The organism is Acuticoccus kandeliae, assembly GCF_003073115.1.
Genome location: NZ_QBBV01000002.1, coordinates 986,955 through 1,003,439 on the forward strand (window position 1 = coordinate 986,955; position 16,485 = coordinate 1,003,439).

The 16,485-nt window shown below is 69.6% G+C and carries 14 protein-coding genes; 4 read left to right on the top strand and 10 right to left on the bottom strand.

Features of this window, described 5'->3' with window-relative positions:
- Positions 1-107 precede the first annotated feature (107 nt).
- Positions 108-926 (bottom strand): enoyl-CoA hydratase/isomerase family protein, encoded by an 819-nt coding sequence (locus DBV35_RS17320; protein WP_108661555.1) that lies wholly within the window; start codon positions 924-926, stop codon positions 108-110.
- A 334-nt stretch (positions 927-1,260) separates the two neighbouring features.
- On the opposite strand from DBV35_RS17320, the gene DBV35_RS17325 reads away from it, so the two are divergent.
- On the top strand, positions 1,261-2,982 hold the full coding sequence (locus DBV35_RS17325; RefSeq protein ID WP_170134965.1) for a solute carrier family 23 protein: 1,722 nt from the start codon (positions 1,261-1,263) through the stop codon (positions 2,980-2,982).
- Between the two features lie 5 nt (positions 2,983-2,987).
- On the opposite strand, the gene DBV35_RS17330 is transcribed toward DBV35_RS17325, so the two are convergent.
- Positions 2,988-3,329, bottom strand: coding sequence for a lysozyme inhibitor LprI family protein (locus DBV35_RS17330; RefSeq protein WP_108661988.1), 342 nt, complete (start codon positions 3,327-3,329; stop codon positions 2,988-2,990).
- A 144-nt stretch (positions 3,330-3,473) separates the two neighbouring features.
- On the opposite strand from DBV35_RS17330, the gene DBV35_RS17335 reads away from it, so the two are divergent.
- A complete protein-coding gene (locus DBV35_RS17335) occupies positions 3,474-4,505 on the top strand; it encodes an acyltransferase family protein (protein WP_108661557.1) in 1,032 nt (343 codons plus the stop codon).
- Here DBV35_RS17335 and DBV35_RS17340 read toward each other — a convergent pair.
- Together DBV35_RS17340 and DBV35_RS17345 are read right to left on the bottom strand one after the other, a co-directional pair.
- Positions 4,502-5,194, bottom strand: a complete 693-nt coding sequence (locus DBV35_RS17340) for an RES family NAD+ phosphorylase (protein ID WP_108661558.1) — start codon at positions 5,192-5,194, stop codon at positions 4,502-4,504. The genes DBV35_RS17335 and DBV35_RS17340 overlap by 4 nt on opposite strands.
- Positions 5,191-5,580: an MbcA/ParS/Xre antitoxin family protein gene (locus tag DBV35_RS17345; RefSeq protein ID WP_108661559.1), complete on the bottom strand. Its 390-nt coding sequence runs from the start codon at positions 5,578-5,580 to the stop codon at positions 5,191-5,193. The genes DBV35_RS17340 and DBV35_RS17345 overlap by 4 nt, the downstream gene beginning before the upstream one ends.
- A gap of 225 nt (positions 5,581-5,805) precedes the next feature.
- On the opposite strand from DBV35_RS17345, the gene DBV35_RS17350 reads away from it, so the two are divergent.
- Complete coding sequence (locus DBV35_RS17350; protein ID WP_108661560.1) at positions 5,806-6,630, top strand: alpha/beta fold hydrolase; 825 nt, start codon at positions 5,806-5,808, stop codon at positions 6,628-6,630.
- A gap of 9 nt (positions 6,631-6,639) precedes the next feature.
- On the opposite strand, the gene DBV35_RS17355 is transcribed toward DBV35_RS17350, so the two are convergent.
- Positions 6,640-7,800 carry a serine hydrolase domain-containing protein gene (locus DBV35_RS17355; protein ID WP_211099994.1) on the bottom strand — a complete coding sequence of 387 codons (1,161 nt, stop codon included), beginning with the start codon at positions 7,798-7,800 and terminating at the stop codon, positions 6,640-6,642.
- A 252-nt stretch (positions 7,801-8,052) separates the two neighbouring features.
- Between DBV35_RS17355 and DBV35_RS17360 the strand changes: the two genes are divergently transcribed.
- Positions 8,053-8,541 carry a hypothetical protein gene (locus DBV35_RS17360; RefSeq protein WP_108661562.1) on the top strand — a complete coding sequence of 163 codons (489 nt, stop codon included), beginning with the start codon at positions 8,053-8,055 and terminating at the stop codon, positions 8,539-8,541.
- 18 nt (positions 8,542-8,559) lie between these two features.
- Here DBV35_RS17360 and DBV35_RS17365 read toward each other — a convergent pair whose 3' ends face one another.
- The 5 genes from DBV35_RS17365 to DBV35_RS17385 all read right to left on the bottom strand — a co-directional run bounded on the left by DBV35_RS17365 (position 8,560) and on the right by DBV35_RS17385 (position 16,420).
- Entirely contained in the window at positions 8,560-9,279 is a 720-nt protein-coding gene (locus DBV35_RS17365) for an adenylate/guanylate cyclase domain-containing protein (protein WP_108661563.1), read from the bottom strand.
- Between the two features lie 159 nt (positions 9,280-9,438).
- Complete coding sequence (locus DBV35_RS17370) at positions 9,439-11,034, bottom strand: ABC transporter substrate-binding protein (protein WP_108661564.1); 1,596 nt, start codon at positions 11,032-11,034, stop codon at positions 9,439-9,441.
- Positions 11,031-13,373, bottom strand: a complete 2,343-nt coding sequence (locus tag DBV35_RS17375) for a sensor histidine kinase (RefSeq protein ID WP_157961816.1) — start codon at positions 13,371-13,373, stop codon at positions 11,031-11,033. Before DBV35_RS17375 ends, DBV35_RS17370 begins: the two co-directional genes overlap by 4 nt.
- Positions 13,374-13,883: 510 nt before the next feature.
- Positions 13,884-14,654 carry a response regulator gene (locus DBV35_RS17380; protein ID WP_108661566.1) on the bottom strand — a complete coding sequence of 257 codons (771 nt, stop codon included), beginning with the start codon at positions 14,652-14,654 and terminating at the stop codon, positions 13,884-13,886.
- Positions 14,651-16,420, bottom strand: a complete 1,770-nt coding sequence (locus DBV35_RS17385) for a sensor histidine kinase (RefSeq protein ID WP_170134966.1) — start codon at positions 16,418-16,420, stop codon at positions 14,651-14,653. Before DBV35_RS17385 ends, DBV35_RS17380 begins: the two co-directional genes overlap by 4 nt.
- Positions 16,421-16,485: the final 65 nt, after the last annotated feature.

Consider the following 16,485-nt stretch of genomic DNA (forward strand, 5'->3'; position numbering starts at 1 on the left):
ACTTCAGCCTTTGTTGAATGCAGCGGCCGCGTGCCGTCGCGCCGCCGGCTTCACGCAGGCGACGCCTCGCGGGCGGCAATCGGCAGGATCGGCGCGGTTGGGACGCCTCAGCGGCCCTTGAATTGCGGCGGGCGCTTCTCGTTGAAGGCGTTCACGCCCTCATGGCGGTCCTCGGTCGGGACCATCCTGTTGTAGGCCTCGATCTCGAAGGCGAGGCCGTCCCACACGCTCATGTCGAGGCCGCGGCTGACCGACTGCTTGATCTGGCGCACCGCGATCGGTGCGTTCGCGGCGATCCGGCCGGCGGTGGCGAGCGCCTCGGACACCAGCGCGTCGTCCGCGCAAACACGGTTCACGAGGCCCCACCGCTCGCCCTCCTCCGCGCCGAAGGGCGTGCCGGTGAGGAGGAGCTCCTTCGCCCGCCGCGCGCCGATCGCGCGCGCTACATGCTGCGTCCCGCCGATCCCCGGCATGATGCCGAGCGTCACCTCCGTCAGAGCGAAGCGGGCGCTCGCGGCGGCGTAGATGAAGTCGCACGCGGCCGCGATCTCGCACCCGCCGCCATAGGCCGCGCCGTTGACGGCCGCGATCACCGGAAGCGGCGAGGCGTGGATCGCGCGCGACATGCGCTCGAAGATCTTGTGCTGGACCGTCCACGTCTCGTCCGACATCGAGCGGCGCTCCTTGAGGTCGCCGCCGGCGCAGAAGGCCTTGTCGCCCCGCCCGGTGAGGACAATCGCGCGCGTGTCGCCCGCCGTCACCTGGAACTGCTCGAAGAGCGTCATCAGGTCGAGGCCCATCCGCGTGTTGAGCGCATTGCGCGCCTCCTGCCGGTCGAGCGTCACGAGGAGGACGTGCGGCGCGGGTCGCTCGAGGGTCAGCGTCTCGAAGGACGACACGACGGGGGGCATGGGGATCTCGCTCATGCCTCGGTCCTTTCATGGGTCGCGGCGGGGATGGGGGCCTCGCGCCGGGGCGGCGGGCGCGGGCGGGAGGTGGGCGCCATGGTCTGGAGCGGCGCCGGCCACCGGTCAACGGCGGCTGTGGACAATCGCGCCCGCCCTCGGCGCCGGATTTCTTGGCGATTTGCAAACGGTTTTCGGCACGCCCGCGACGGCGCGCGGTCGCGAACGCCATGGTGCGCGAGAAATTATGCCTCCGCGCGCTCGATATCGCTCCAATCTCTGGTCACGCGTGTGCGGACGTGAAAAGCTCCGCGTGCGGTCAGAACGCCGAAGAAAAAGGCGCTGGGGGGAGTTGATGTCGCAACTGCCGAAGCTCTACGGCCCGTCAGACATCCCGCCACCCGGAATCCTCATCAGCAACACCGCGCAGCACGCCGGGGTGCTGATGGCGATCAACATCGCCTTCCCGGTCATCGTGCTCCAGAAGCTCGGCGGCTCGGTGATCGACGAGCAGAATTATATCGCCCTCGCTCTCGTCGTCCTCGGCATCGGCTCGCTGCTCCAGGCCTGCCGCACGCGCTGGTTCGGCTCCGGCCTCCTGGTGCCCACGACCTTCACCGCCGCCTACATGCCCGGCATCCTGATCGCGGCGGAGACGGGCGGCGTCCCCCTCATCTCGGGGATGCTCCTCTTCGCGGCGGTGGTGGAGATCCTCGTCGGCTTCTCGATCCGGCGGCTCCGCCACTTCATCTCGGTCGAGATCGCGGGCCTCGTCATCCTCATCATCGGGATCCTCCTCGGCATGGTGGGGCTGCGCCTCACGCTCGGCATCGCCGCTCCTCCGGGGATCCCATCCGACCATGCCCCGCCCTGGATCGGCTTCGCCATCCTTGCCGTGATGGTGCTGTGCGCGGTCTATGCGCCCGGCCGCCTCAAGAGCCTTGCCGCCCTCATCGGCCTCATCTTCGGCATCACCCTTTCCGCGACGCTCGGCTATATCGGCCACGACGACGTGCGCGCGCTGAAGGACCTCCCCTTCTTTCACCCGCCGCACCCGCTCCTGCCGATCCCGACCTTCGACCTCTCGCTGGCGCCGGTCTTCGCGCTCGCGGGCCTCGCCTGCGCGCTGCGCGCCGCCGGTGACGTGACGACCGCGCAGAAGACCGCCTCGCGCACCTGGCGGCGGCCCGAATATGGCCAGGTCTCGCGCGGCATCATCGCGGACGGGATGTCCACCGCCATCTCCGGCATCCTCGGCTCGCTGGGGCCGAACACCTTCTCCGGCAGCGTCGGCCTCGCGGCGGCGGCGGGCGTCATGTCCCGCAGCGTCTGCGTCGCGATCGGGATCGTCATGATCGTGCTCGGCATGATCCCGGCGGTCTGCGGCTTCGGCCTCCTCGTGCCGCCGCAGATCTTCGGGCCGGTGCTGATGTTCTCGGCCGCCTACATCATGGTCAACGGCATGGCGGTGATCGCCTCGCGCGCCCTGAACAACAAGCGCATCATGGTGGTCGGCCTCGCTCTGCTCGCGGCCCTCTCGCGCGAGCGCTTCCTCACCGAGTTCGACGGCCTGCCGGCCTTCGCCCAGACCCTCACCCAGTCGGACCTCACCATCGCGATCACCGTCGCGCTGATCGTGAAGATCGCGCTCAGCGGCCGCCGCACGCCCGTCGTCACCGAGCGCTTCGGGGTGACGGACCGGCCGGCCGCGCTGGAGTTCGCCCGCGCCGCCGCGCGCGAGATGGGCGTCTCGGCCGACGCCCAGTTCCGCGCCGAGGCGACGATCGACGAGATGTTCGACACGCTCCACCCCACCGCCGGCGCCGACTCGCACATCCTCATCCGCTATTCGGCGACGGAGGACGCGGTAAAGCTCAGCATCAAGATCCCCACCGCGCTGCGAAAGCCGCGCATCGAGCCCGCCCGCTTCGCCCCCGCGCTCGACCTTCACCTCATCGATGACATCGACGCCTATATCGCGGCGATCCAGCAGCACCTGTTGCGCGGCCGGGCCGACCGCGTCGCGGTGCGCGACCAGGGCGACCACGAAATCCTGATCTTCGAGTTCGACCAGTAGGCGCCCTATTGGGCCGCGCCCTGCCCCACCGCCTTCTTCGTCGCGGTGAGTTCGGCGATGCGGGCGTGGTAGAGCTTCGTGAGGCAGGCATCGTTCGCCCCGCACGCCGCGCGCTCGGTGAGGAAGGCGCGCTGGCTGTCACGCGTCTCGCCGGAGACGCCCATCATCGCGTGCGATTCGATGTCCTGGAACAGCGCGGCCATCTCGTCATCGAGCGCGGAGAGCGCGCCGGACTGGCAGATCGCCTTCTCGTCCGCCGTGGCGGCCGCGGCGCAATCGAAGCTCTGCGCCATGGCGGGCCCCGCAAGTGCCGCCGCGACGAGCACGCCCGCAAGACAAGGCTTCATCATGGTCTCCCCCATTCCGTCCGTCCCGAGTGAAGCGCGGCGCGGCCGCCGGCGCCACCCCTTCCGCCGCATCTAACATATGGTGAAGACCGGCCCGCCGGATGCGCGTCCAATGGGTGCCATCCGAGATGTGGCTGGACCGACATGGCGAAAACGGAACGTATCTCCTGGCTGGATGTCGCCAAGGGGACATCCATTCTCCTCGTCGTGATGCTGCACGCGACGCTCTATATGCGCGAATACGACCTCGCATCTTACGGATACGAGCAGCTCAACACGCTGTTCGCACCCATTCGGATGCCCCTCTTCTTCGCGATCTCCGGGCTTCTCGCCGCGAGCGCCGTGCGGCGCGGCTTCTCCGAGCGCGTCGGGGCGCGCGTTGAGATGTTTCTCTACCTCTTCGCCCTGTGGACGCTGATCCGCTGGTTCTATTTCGGCGCGCTCCAGGAGAACATCGTGACGCCCGAGGAAGGGAGCACCTACGCCGAGCTCCTGTCGGCCTGGATCGCGCCCAACACCGGGATCTGGTTCCTGTGGGCGCTCGCGATCTTCTTCGCGATCGCGAACCTCGCCTACAGGGTCCGCCACATCGTCTTCCCGCTCGCGCTCATCGCCGCCCTCCTCGCCTTCGCCGGCATAGTCGAGTTCGACGCGTTCACCCAACGCAACCTCTTCTGGTACGCGCCTTTCTTCCTCGGCGGCGCCTGGTATGGAGAGCACCTCGTCGCCGCGATCACGCGCCATCCGGTGAAGAGCGGCCTCGCCGGCGCCGTCCTCTTCGCCGCCCTCACCCTCGCGCTCGCTACTGTCGAGGGCCTCGCGTTCGGCGCGGCGCGGCTCGCCCTCTCCTTCGCCGGGCTCGCGCTCGGCGCCGCCGCATCGATGGCGCTCGCAGCCTTCCTGCCCACACGGGCGGTTCTGACCTATCTCGGCCGCAACACGCTGCCGATCTATGTCGCGCACGTCATGATCGTCGCCGCGCTGGCAGCGCTCTTCGCGACCTATGCGGGCGGGCTGCCGCTCCTGCGCTATTGGGGCGTTCCGGTGGTGGTGGGGCTCGCGATCCTCATCGCGATGGCGGTGAAGGCCGGGGCGGACCGGCTCGGCGCCGCCTGGCTCTACGCCCCGCCCGCGCTGCCGCGCCTGCGCCCCGCCGTAGAGACGAGCCGGGTCTAGACCGCGGCGAGCGTGAAGGCGGGCGACCCGCTCCACACGAAGGACCACGTCGCCCCCGGCCGCACGTTCTGGACGATGCCGGGGTCGAAGGCCACGAAGCAGCGTCCGCCCTTCTGCCGGACGGACGGGTAGAGGAGCCCCCGGTGCCCCTCGCGCCGCAGATGCGCGGCGAGGCTCTGGCCGGCGGGGTAGCCGATGTCGGGATCGGGATCGAGCGCCGCGATCCCCGCCTCCTCTTCAAGGTCGGGGAAGCTGCCGATGAAGTCGGCGAGGAGCTCCACATAGCGCGCCTCGTCCTCGAAGATGCCGATGAAGGAAAGCTCGCGCGTGCGGTGGTAGCCGACCTCCTCGGCGGAGGTCAGCGTGTGATAGCTCGCATACCACGCGCCCCGGTCGCCGCTGTTGAAGCGGTTGCCGGTCGGGCGCGTGTAGGCGAAGGCGGCGTTGATGTGGGTCTGGCCGTAGACCTGGAGGTCGACCGCGCGGCGGGCGAAGACGAGCTCGCGCCGGTCGAGCGCGGCCGTCCCCTCGCGCTCGGCGATGAGGCGCGCGCTCGTCATCCCCTCGATCTCGGCGAGGAGCGCGGCCTCCTCGTCCGTGTCGACGAGGCCGCGCAGGACCGGGGGCTTGTGGTAGGTCGCCGGGATGAGCCGCACGAGGCCACGGTCGCTGATGGCGGTAAGCCTCAAGCCCCACCTCGCAGCGCGTCGACATAGGTGCGCACGCGGATGATCTTCGGCAGGCCGCCGCCCGTCATCGCGTCGAGCGGGCGCTGGCCGGCGAACTCCGGCCCCTCGTTCGGCAGCTTGACCCAGCGTCGCGCGATCTGCGGCCCGAAATAGAGCTCCAGCCCCTTATAGAGGCCGACGATCGCGCTGAGGCGCAGCATCTGGTCGTGCGTGAGGTCCCCGGAGAAGCCCGGCTGGCGGGCGCGCTTCCAGGTGGATTCGGACATGTCGACGAGCCCGGCCGCCTCCTTCACCGTGAGCGACCACGCGTCGGTGATGGCGGCGACGGCCTTCAGCGCGACCTGGCGCATGTCGGCCGACGCGCGTTTGCGAAGCACCTTCTCCATGGCACCATCCTCCATGGTCATAATATGGTCCAAATGACCGTCTTGACAAGATCATATGACCCAGATCGCGTGCTGTCCAGCCCATGGCGCGGCGGCGTGCGCGTGTGGGCCGGCGGCGCGATCACGGTGCCGTGCGGGCATCTTTCCAATCGCTCCGGCCGAGCCTATTCGTAACGACAGCAGACGAACGCTGCTCCCATCGCCTCGAACTCCGGGAATACATTCATGGACACAGTGACCACGCGTGACGGAGTGAAGATCTTCTACAAGGACTTGGGGTCGGGACGGCCGATCGTGTTCCATCACGGCTGGCCCCTCTCCGCCGATGACTGGGACGCGCAGATGATGTTCTTCCTCCTCCGGGGATATCGCGTCATCGCGCACGACCGGCGCGGACACGGCCGCTCCACCCAGACCATGGACGGGAACGAGATGGACACCTACGCGGCCGACGTCGCCGCGCTCGCCGAGGCGCTCGACCTGCGCGACGCGATCCATGTCGGCCACTCCACCGGCGGCGGCGAGGTCACCCGCTATGTCGCGAAATATGGCGAGGGGCGCGTCGCGAAGGCGACGATCATCGGCGCCGTGCCGCCGTTGATGGTGAAGACCGACGCGAACCCCGGCGGCCTGCCGATCGAGGTCTTCAACGGCTATCGCGAGGCCTACATCGCGAACCGCGCCCAGCTTTATCTCGACGTGCCGACCGGCCCCTTCTACGGCTACAACCGGCCGGGTGCGAGCCCGTCCGAGGGCGTCATCCGCAACTGGTGGCGCCAGGGCATGATGGGCGGGGCCAAGGCGCAATATGATTGCATCAAGGCTTTCTCGGAGACCGACTTCACCGAGGACCTGAAGGCGATCAACGTCCCGGTCTACGTGATGCACGGGGACGATGACCAGATCGTGCCGATCGGCGCTTCGGCGCTGGAATCGATCAAGCTCCTGAAGCACGGCACGCTGAAGGTCTATGAGGGCCTGCCGCACGGGATGTGCACGACCCACCCCGACATCATCAACAACGACCTGCTCGCCTTCATCGAGAGCTGATTGGGCTCGTCAAAGACCCTCGCTCGCGGCCTCCGCGGGCGGGGTGTCGCCGGCAAGGCGCACCGCCGCCTCCTGCGCCCCGAGCGCGGCCTCCTGCCCTTCGGCGTCTGATGCGGCATCGGGCGCGGCGTCGGGCTCGGCCGCGACGGCCGGGGGCAGCGCGGCGATGATGTCGGCGAGGAGGCGGTGGAGGTCGTCGCGGTGGCCTGTCCGGGCGGACGGCATGTTCGCGTCCGAGGTCATTGCGACCGTCAGCCCCCGCGCCGGCACGATATAGAGCATCTGGCCGCCGAAGCCCCAGGCGAAGCGCACGTCCTCACCACCGATCCGGCGCAGGAACCAGCCATAGCCGTACCCGTCGCCGGAGAAGCGCGAGCGCGTGCGCCGCGCCCAGGATTCTTCGATCCATTCGGCCGACAGGAGCCGCTCCCCGGACGGCGTGACGCCGCCGAGGCGGTAAAGCTCGCCGAAAGCGAGGAGCGCGCGCGGGCTCATCGCCATCTGGTTGCCGCCCATGTAGATCCCCTGCGGATCGCGGTCCCACCCGGCGATCGCGAAGCCTTCCAGCGGCCCCAGCCATTCGTTGGCGAGCGAGAGGGTCGAGCGCCCCGTCGCCCGCGTCAGAATCGCCGACAGGAGGTGGCTGGAGCCGGTCGAGTAGATCATCGGCCCGCCGGGGTCCGCCTCGAAGGGGCGCGCGAGCGCGGCGCGGACCCAGTTCCGGCTGCCGACCCACGCGCCGTAATTCGGGCCGGAGGTGGAGCCGAGCCCCGCCTGCATCGACAGGAGATGGCCGACCGTCACGTCCGCCATGCGGGGATCGGGCTCGCGCGGCAGGTCGGCCTCGAGGAGGGCCGCGACCGGCTGGTCCGTCCCCTCCAGGACGCCCTTGTCGATCGCGATCCCGACGAGCGCCGACAGCACGGCCTTGGAGGCGGACTTGATGTTGGTCGGCGACGTCACCCGATGGTCGCGATAGCCGCGCTCGGCGATCACCTCGCCCTCCACCGCGATGCTCACCGTTTCGAGCGGTGCCAGCGCCTCCGCGGCATCGAGCACGGCGGCGAGCGGGTCCGCGTCGATGGGCACGGCGTCGTCCGCCGCCATCGCCGGCACGGCCGCCAACAGAACGCACAGCATCGCAGAGACGCGCAATCGAGCCAGCACCATGAAAAACTCCCCACACCACGAAGACGGGCGAAAAACGCCGCCCGCCGCCTTCGAAGTTTGGGAAGAACAGAGCGCGAGGCAATCGCGCGGGGCGCTCTATACCCTCACTTTGGCGTCAGAGACGGGCCGGGGCGGCGCGATTTCGGGCTGCGTGCGGGCATGTTGTGTGAAACGATCCTTTCACGCCGCGTCGCTCCGCCACATCGCGGAGGCGGCGCCCCGCCCGACGCCACCGCAAAGGAGAGCGCGAGGATGACAGACGCGCCCGCCACCCGCCCGCTCCCCAGCCGAATCGGCGCAAAGCTCCGCCGCCTGCCGGGCGATCTCCTCGTCGCCGCCATCAACGCGACGGCGCTCCTCGTCATCGTGGCGGCGGTCCTCGCCCTCGTCGTCCTCGGGCGGGTGGAGAATGTGGGGAGCCGGCTCGCGGGGGCGGCCGCCGACGCGGTGCTCGCCCGGCTCGACATCGAGCCCGCGACGCTGCGGGGCGATCTGGAGGCGATGCGCGCGAATCTCGGCGCGATGCGCGAGAGCGCCGCCGGACGGGCGGACGCCTCCATGGCGCGCATGGACGCGGCCCTCACCGAGATCGAGACGACGCTTGCTGAGATGAACAAGACCCTCGCCGCGCTGAGGGTCGCCGCGCCGGAGCTGACGGCGATCGCGGTCCGCGAAGCGGTCCAATCGATCGCCGCCGCCCTCCCCCAGCGGGCTCTGGAAACCGGGCCGCCCCGCGAATAGGGCCAGCCCGGCGACAGGTCAGAGGCGCTGCGCCATCGCGGCCCGACGCCGCCCCGGCAGCACCAAGGTCTCGTACATCCCGCCCGGCCGATCGCCGGTGAGATGGCGCATCGTCTCGCGCGAGACGTAGCCGCGCAGGCCCGCATCGTCGGCCCGCGGCGACAGGCGCTTGGCGGCCTGCTGCAGGCGGAAGGCGACGTTGACGACATCGCCGACGAGGGTGAGCGCCATCGCCCCCTCGCCGATCTGCCCCATCATCACCTCGCCGGTGTGGACGCCGACGCGCAGCGGCAGGCCCGAGGCGATCCGGTCGCCATTCTTGATGGCCTGCCCGCGCACCGCCTCGCGCAGGAGGTCGACGCTCTGGAGCGCGAGATCGGCGTGGGCGGAGCCGTGCCGGGCGCGCGCCCAGTAGATCATCGCCCCGTCGCCGATGAAGCGGTCGACCGTGCCGTTGGTCGCCTCGGCGACCGATAGGAGCGCGTCATAATATTGGGAGAGCACCGCGGCCGTCCGCTCCAGCGGAAGCGCTTCGCTGAGGCGCGTGAACCCCTCGATGTCGGCGAAGAGCACCGTGACGACGTCCTTCGCGAGCTGCACCCGCCCTTGGGGCGGGGCGACGGCGCATGGCGCGTCGTCCTCGTGGCGGATCGCGCGAATCTCGCGGGTCGGAAGGCGGGTGACGTTCACCACAGCCATCCGGTCGATCGCCTGGGATTCTGCACGAGCCTGGTTCATCACACCCTCCCGCCGGGCACAGGTGCCCCATTGAGATGACGCAGAGGTAATGTCTGGATGTTTCGGCTCGAAGTCGCGGCGTGAAAAATTTGTTTCTTCGCGAAATCTCTCTGAAAACGGAACGATCCCGCCACAGGGGCGGGACCGGGGGGCCGGAGCCTACTTCGCGCCGCTCAAGACGACGTTGTTGAAGAGGTGGCGGTCGAGCGGATCCATCTCGAAATTCTCGACATTGTGGCGCTTCGCCATGAACACCACCGAGTGGGCGAGCGGCACCCAGGGCGCCTGGTCGTGGGCGATCACCTGCGCCTTGCGATAGAGTTCGGCCCGCTTCGCCTCGTCGGTCACGAGCGTCGCCTCGGTGACGAGCGCGTCATATTCCGGGTCGCACCATTTCGCGACATTGTTGCCGCCCTTGATGGCCGAGCGGCAGCCGAGAAGGATGTTGAGGAAATTGTCCGGATCCGGATTGTCGCCGGTCCAGCCATAGAGCGCCGCCATGTGGTCCCCGTCCTGGAGGGAGGTGCGGTATTCGCTCCACTCCTTGGTGACGAGGTTCGCGCGGATGCCGATCCGGTCGAGGTCGGCCGCGATCATCTCCGCGATGCGCTTGCCGTTCGGATTGTAGGGGCGGCTGACGGGGATGTACCAGAGCTCGGTCTCGAAGCCCTCCCCGTAGCCCGCGTCCGCCAGCAGCGCCCAGGCGGCGTCCGGGTCGTACTCGTAGTCGGCAATCGCGTCGTTGTAGGCCCAGGAGGCCGGTGGCAGCGGGTTGTGCGCCGCGACGCCCGCCCCGCGATAGACCGCGTCGATGATGCTCTGCTTGTCGATCGCCATCGCGATCGCGCGGCGCACGCGCACATCGTCGAACGGCTTCTTGGTCACGTTGAGGGCGAGATAGCCGACATTGTAGCCCTCGCGCTTCATGAGGTCCAAGTCGGGGTTGTCCTCGATCGCGGGTGCGTCGGCGGGATCGGGGAAGGCCATGATCTGGCATTCGCCGACCGTCAGCTTGGTGAGGCGCACGCTCGGATTGGGCGTCACGGAGAAGACCAGCGTGTCGATCGAGGGCCGCCCGCGCCAGTGCTCGTCGAAGGCGCGATAGCGGATCGCGACATCCTGCGTCTTGTCGATGAAGGCGAAGGGGCCGGTGCCGATCGGCACCATGTCGAAGAGCTCCGGCCGGCTCTCCTTGAGGAGGAGGTCGGCATATTCGGCCGACATGATGGCGCTCAAGGGGAGCGCGAGGTTCGCGAGGAAGGTCGCGTCCGGCCGCGTCAGCGTGATGCGCACGGTGTGGTCGTCGACCTTCTCGACCGACTTCAGAAGGTCCGGCATCCCCGTGTCGTCGAAATAGGGAAAGCTTTCACCCGGCACCTTGTGGAACGGGTGGGACGCGTCGAGCTGGCGGTTGAAGGAGAAGAGCACGTCGTCGGCGTTCATCAGCCGCGTCGGCGTGAAATTCTCGTTGGCGTGGAAGGCGACGTCGGTTCTGAGGCGAAAGGTGTAGACGAGGCCGTCAGGCGAGATCTCCCAGGATTGCGCGATCGCGGGGACGATCTGCGTCGTGCCGGTCTTCACGTCGACGAGATAGTCGAAGATCTGCCGCGCGGCGTTCATGCCGGTCGTCGTGGTGACGAGGTGCGGGCTCAGCGATTCCGGCATCCCCTCGGAGCAGAAGACGAGCGTGTCGGCCCGCGCGGGAACGCTGAGGAGCGCGAGCATCACGCAGGCGAGGCGCAAGTGACGGGTCATTCGGCGGCCCTCACGAGTTTCAATGTTTCAGGATCGTTTCGATCATCCGGCGCGCGGCGCGGCAGGTCCACCACGAATGTCGTCCCGCCGCCTTCCGTGCTCGACAGCGAGATCCGCCCGCCGAGCCGCCCGGTGACGAGGTTGTAGACGATGTGGAGGCCGAGCCCGGTGTTGCCGGCGCTGCGCCCGGTCGTGAAGAACGGGTCGAAGACGCGCCCGCGGTGCTCGATCGGAATGCCGCGCCCATCATCGGCGAACTCGATCTGGAAGCGGTCCGGCCGCGGCGAGACGACGGAGAGGCGGAGCGTTCCGTGCGCGCCGGGAGCGTAAGCATGGGATACGGCGTTGACGATGAGGTTCGTGAGGACCTGCGCGAGCGCGCCCGGATAGCCGTCGATCTCGAAATCGTCGTCGCAGTGGACCTCGAGCCGGTGGCCCGCCTTCTTCAGGACGGGGCCGAGGCTGACGAGGAGATCGTCGAGCCACTGGGCCGCCTGGAAGGTGCGCCGGTCGCCGCTCGCCTGGTCGACGGCGACCTGCTTGAAGCTGTGGACGAGGTTCGCCGCGCGCTGGAGGTTCGTCGTCAGGAGCCGCGCCCCCTCGCCCATCCGGTCGATGAAATGGTCGAGCGTGGAGCGGGTGAGCTGGCCGCTCTTCGTGCTCTCGCGGAAGCGCTCCACCTCGGGCCCGATCGTCGTCGCCGTCGTCAGCGCGACGCCGAGCGGGGTGTTGATCTCGTGGGCGACGCCGGCGACGAGCTGGCCGAGCGAGGCGAGCTTCTCGGCCTGGATGAGGTTCGCCTGGGTGCGCTGTAGGTCGGCGAGCGCGGCGTGGGCGGCCTCCTTCGCGGCCTCGGTCGCCGCCTCGCGCTGTTTCAGCTCGGTGACGAAATAATTCGTCGCCCGCGCCATGTCGCCGAGCTCGTCGCGCCGGCCGGCCCCGGCGATCGCGCCGGTGTGGGTGCCGTCGACGAGGCCGAGCATCTGCTGTTGCAGGCGGCTCAGCGGGCGCGTGATGGAGCGCGCCACCGCGAAACCCATGGTCGCGGCGAGGATGAGGCCGAAGACAGCCGCGGCGATCAGGAGGTTGCGCACCAGCGACCAGATCGTCTGGGCGTGCTCGATGAGGAGGTCGTTCAGCGAGGTCACCGCATCGAGCATCGTCGTGCCCGCGGCCTCCATGTCGGCGACGAGGCGGCTCTGGCGCTCGAGGTCGGCGGCGGTCGTGACGAGGCCCTCGCGCCAGGCGGTCGAGGCGTCGAGCATCTCGGTCTGGATCAACGGGGAGATCGGCAGCGTCGCGATGCGCTCGCTGAGGAGGCGGCTCGCGGCCGTCGCCGAGCCGATCGCCGCGAAATCGCGCGCGGAGAGCGCGCGGTTCGTCTGCTCGGCGACCTTCAGCATCTCGGTCGCGATGTTCTGCGTCGCCTGATCGGTCTCGCTCGCCTCGATCGAATAGGTGAGGAGTTCGGCGACCTGCGCCTGCAGCGCGTCGCTCTCGGTCTTGTTGGTCTTGGCGAGCGTGTTGATCCAGTTGATGAGGCGCTGTGCGGCCGCGCCCGCGAGCGCGCCGCGCCCCTGCGCCTCGGCGAGCACCGTGTCCACCGTACGACGATACTCGGTGACGAGGCGGTCGAGCGTCGTCGCCCCCTCCGTCGCCCCCGCCTCGCCGAGGCTGATGCCGAGATCCTCCGCCGCACGGGCAAGGCGCGACAGCTCCAGCCGCACCCGCGCCTCGGGGAAGGCGTCGGCGGAGGCGCCGAGGCGCAGGCGCTCGAGGTCGCTCGTGACCGTGCGCAGGGCGTGCGCGTCGTCGACGACGCGGCGGGCCCGCTGAAGGCGCTGGTCGCTGTTGCCGAGCGAAGCGGCGAGTTCGGAGTTCGAGATGTGCTGGCGCCGCCGCGCCTCATCGGCGAGGCGGACGAGGCGCGCGGCGCGCGCCTCCATCTCGGCAAGGCGCGCATCGTTCGCCTCGGTCACGGCGACGAGCCGGTCCATCCGCTCGGTGAGGAGGCGCAGCGCGCCCTCCGCATCGCTCACCGCGTCCTGGTGGCGCGGATCGCTGACGAAGGCGGCGAGCGCGTCGAGGTCGGCGGCGACGGAGCGCGTCGCCGCGGCGAAGGCGTCGGCGCTCGGCCCACGCTCGTGGGGCTGGGCGGAGAGATAGTCGTCGCGCGCCTGCGAGGCCGCGAGGGCACTGCGATAGACGGAGCCCGCCATCACCGCCCCGCTGCGCGCGCGGTCGGCCTGGTTGAGCAGGAGCAGCGCCGCGACCGCGATCGCCGCCGCAGCCGCGATCGGGATCGCCGCAACGAGGAATATGCTGTGGCTAATCCGCATTCTGTGCCGCCGGATGCCGAGACCCGTCGCCCCCGCGGTGCGGACGAGCCGCATCGCCCGAGACGCCGGAACACGCCACCATCCGGGTTTCCTCCCCTCGCCGCAACAGGCGCCATCGAAGTCCAAACCCGCGGCGTTGCCGGGGCCCTGCTCCAGATGGTGCCGGAAGGGCAAAAACGCATCGCGCTCCAGGAACGCCACGCCGCCCGCCTCGTCGAAGGCAGCGACCTTGTCGCGCTGGCGGCGCCAATCGGGACCGGGCGCGGCGCGTGATCCGCAGCCGGCCGGAAGATCGAGCGTTCGCGGCGCACGCCGGGCGCTCGGGCGCATCTGCCGGACGCCCGCCGTGTCGATCCCCTGTTCGTTCGCTTTCGCCATCGCCGGCTCGCAACCCCCGGTTCAAGTCCCGGAGGTAGGAGGCCTACGTTTCAGCGGTGTTTTGTCGGCCCCGGTGCGGCGGCGAATCGTGTTTCAACCCGCAGCGCCGCGCGAAACACGGGCGGAAGCCAATCAGGCGTCGGGCGTGAAGACATAGCCGCCGCCGCGCACGGTCTTGATGATGCGCGGGCGTGCGGGCTCGGGCTCGATCTTGCGGCGGATGCGGGTGATGCGCACGTCGATGGCACGGTCGAAGGCCTCGGCGTCGCGCGCCTGGGCAAGGTCGAGGAGGCGCTCGCGCGACAGGACGCGGCGCGGGTTCTCGGCGAAAGCCTTGAGGAGGCTGAACTCGGAGGCCGTCAGCGCGTGCTCGATCCCCTCGTCGTCGAGGAGGATGTGCGCGTCGAGGTCGAGATGCTTCGTGCCGAAGCGCACGGTGCGGTTGGCGCTGGCGGGCGCGACGGGCACGGCCGGCGGGGCGGCGGCGACCGGTTGCGCCGGCATCGCGGCGGCGCGGCGCAGGACGGAGCGGATGCGGGCGAGAAGCTCGCGCAATTCGCAGGGCTTGGCGAGATAGTCGTCGGCGCCGAGCTCCAGCCCCACCACGCGGTCGACGAGGCTCGCCGTCGCCGTCAGCATGATCACCGGCACATCGCCGCTCGCCTTCAGGAAGCGGATCAGCGACAGCCCGTCCTCGCCCGGCATGTTGAGGTCGAGGACGACGATCGAGGGCAGCTCCTCGCCGATCGCGGCGCGCAATGCCGGCCCGCCATCGAGCTCGGTGACGCGCATCCCCTGCCCCGCGAGATATTCGCCGAGCATCGCACGCGTCTCCCCGTCATCGTCCACCACGAAGACGTGCGGCGGCTCGGGGACGGGAACCGCGCCCGCCGCGTCCGTCATGTCTCGTCCGCCGCGAGGGCGAGCGCCAGGAAGAAGACGCTGCCGCCTTTCGCCCTCTCCCCGCCGGGGCCGGTCGACAGGAGCCCGATGCGCCCGCCATGGAGGTCGACGATCCGCTTCGCGCCGTAGAGGCCGAGCCCGGTCGAGCTCTCCCCGTTGGTCGGCGTCGCCGAGAGGCGCTGGAAGGGGCGGAAGAGGCGGTCGCGGTCGGCCGCCGCGATCCCCGGCCCGCTGTCCTCCACCCTGACCACCGCTTCCCCGCCCTCATGCGCGAGCGTCACGGTGATGGTGCCGCCCATCGGGCTGTATTTCACGGCGTTGCCGAGGAGGTTGTCGACCGCCTCGGCGATGCGGTCCTCGTCGGCCTTCACGAGGAGCGTGTCGGCGCCGGTGAGGTCGAGCGTCTGCCCCTTGCGCTCAGCCGCCGCGCGGTTCGCGTCGACGCCGTGCCGCACGAGGTCGGCGAAATCGAAGAGGCGCGGACGGATGGTGAGCTCCGGCGCGTCCTGCCGCACCTCCGCGAGGCGCTCGTCGATGATCGCAGTCAGCCGGTCCGCGCTCGCGCGGATCGCGCCGAGCTGGGCGGTCGCGGGCGGCAGGTCGACACCGGCCCGCTTCAAGACCTCGCCGAGGATCTCGGCCCGGCCGAGGATCACCGAGAGCGGGTTCTTCAATTCGTGCGCGACGATGCCGAGAAGCTCGTTCTTCAGCGCGTTCACCCGGCGCAGCTCCGCCGTCTGCGCCTCGAGGCGCTGGTTCGTCGCCGTCAGCTCCGCCGAGCGCTCGAACACCTTGCGCTCCAGCGCCGTGTTCGCCTCCTCGAGCGCCTCGTAGAGGGTCACGTTGTCGAAGGCGCTGCCGAGGCGGGCGAAGAACACGTCGAGGAGCGCGCAATCGGCGGCCGCGATCTCGCCCGCAATGTCGAAGACGAGCACGACATTGCGGTTGCTGCTCGGGATCAAGGCGACGCAGGTGTTGGGGATGAGGAGCGTCGCGCGCTCCACGAGCACGTCCTCCACCGCCCGTGCGAGCGCCGGAAAGCGCGCTTCGAGGTCGGCAAGGTCCGCGACATCGCGATAACGGCCGCTGCGCGCGACGATGCTGATATCGCCGGTGACCTGCACGTCCGAGAGGAGAAGGCCGGAGGGCGCGGAGTTCGTGAGGCGCGTGATCTGGTCGATCGCCGCCTCCCCCATCTGCGCGACGGTGCGCGCGCCGTGGAGGGCGGCCGAGGCGCCGATGATCACCTCGAGCCCCTGGCGCGTGCGGGTGAGGTTCTGGAGCTGCTCGAAGCTGCGCAGCGCGGCCGTCATCGTGGTGAACAGCTTCTCGGCCGTCAGCTCGGTCTTCGCCTTGTAGTCGTTGATGTCATAGTCGACGACGACGCGCTGCTCGGGCGCATGGCCCGGCTGGCCGGTGCGCAGGATGATGCGGACCGTCTCGTTGCCGAGCTCGCGGCGCACATAGTCGACGAGCTCCAGCCCCGCCTCGTCGCTCTCCATCACCACGTCGAGGAGGATGACGGCGACGTCCGGATGCTCGCGCAGGAGCGTGCGGCCGGAGGCGGCCGAATGGGCGGAGATGAAGTCGAGACCGCGCCCGTTGAGGCGGAAATGCTGAAGCGCGAAGCGCGTGCCGTCGTGGACGGCCGCGTCGTCATCGATGATCGCGACCTTCCACGAGGGTCCGCGCACCTCGGCCTCGGGCGAAGGATCGTCGAGGATCGGAATGAACGGATCGTCGGTGTCGATCGGAGAGACTGCCACGCTTCCCATCATCTGTGCACCGCGACCGGGAGGATGAATTCGATGCCGATCATCCCCGTATCGTG

Coding starts and splice junctions, on each gene's coding strand:
- DBV35_RS17380 (WP_108661566.1), bottom strand. CDS start 14,654: ATGACGGACGCGGCGGGCGCGGTTCCCGTCCCCGAGCCGCCGCACGTC.
- DBV35_RS17365 (WP_108661563.1), bottom strand. CDS start 9,279: ATGAACCAGGCTCGTGCAGAATCCCAGGCGATCGACCGGATGGCTGTG.
- DBV35_RS17370 (WP_108661564.1), bottom strand. CDS start 11,034: ATGACCCGTCACTTGCGCCTCGCCTGCGTGATGCTCGCGCTCCTCAGC.
- DBV35_RS17355 (WP_211099994.1), bottom strand. CDS start 7,800: ATGGTGCTGGCTCGATTGCGCGTCTCTGCGATGCTGTGCGTTCTGTTG.
- DBV35_RS17350 (WP_108661560.1), top strand. CDS start 5,806: ATGGACACAGTGACCACGCGTGACGGAGTGAAGATCTTCTACAAGGAC.
- DBV35_RS17330 (WP_108661988.1), bottom strand. CDS start 3,329: ATGAAGCCTTGTCTTGCGGGCGTGCTCGTCGCGGCGGCACTTGCGGGG.
- DBV35_RS17320 (WP_108661555.1), bottom strand. CDS start 926: ATGAGCGAGATCCCCATGCCCCCCGTCGTGTCGTCCTTCGAGACGCTG.
- DBV35_RS17335 (WP_108661557.1), top strand. CDS start 3,474: ATGGCGAAAACGGAACGTATCTCCTGGCTGGATGTCGCCAAGGGGACA.
- DBV35_RS17360 (WP_108661562.1), top strand. CDS start 8,053: ATGACAGACGCGCCCGCCACCCGCCCGCTCCCCAGCCGAATCGGCGCA.
- DBV35_RS17375 (WP_157961816.1), bottom strand. CDS start 13,373: ATGCGGATTAGCCACAGCATATTCCTCGTTGCGGCGATCCCGATCGCG.
- DBV35_RS17325 (WP_170134965.1), top strand. CDS start 1,261: ATGTCGCAACTGCCGAAGCTCTACGGCCCGTCAGACATCCCGCCACCC.
- DBV35_RS17345 (WP_108661559.1), bottom strand. CDS start 5,580: ATGGAGAAGGTGCTTCGCAAACGCGCGTCGGCCGACATGCGCCAGGTC.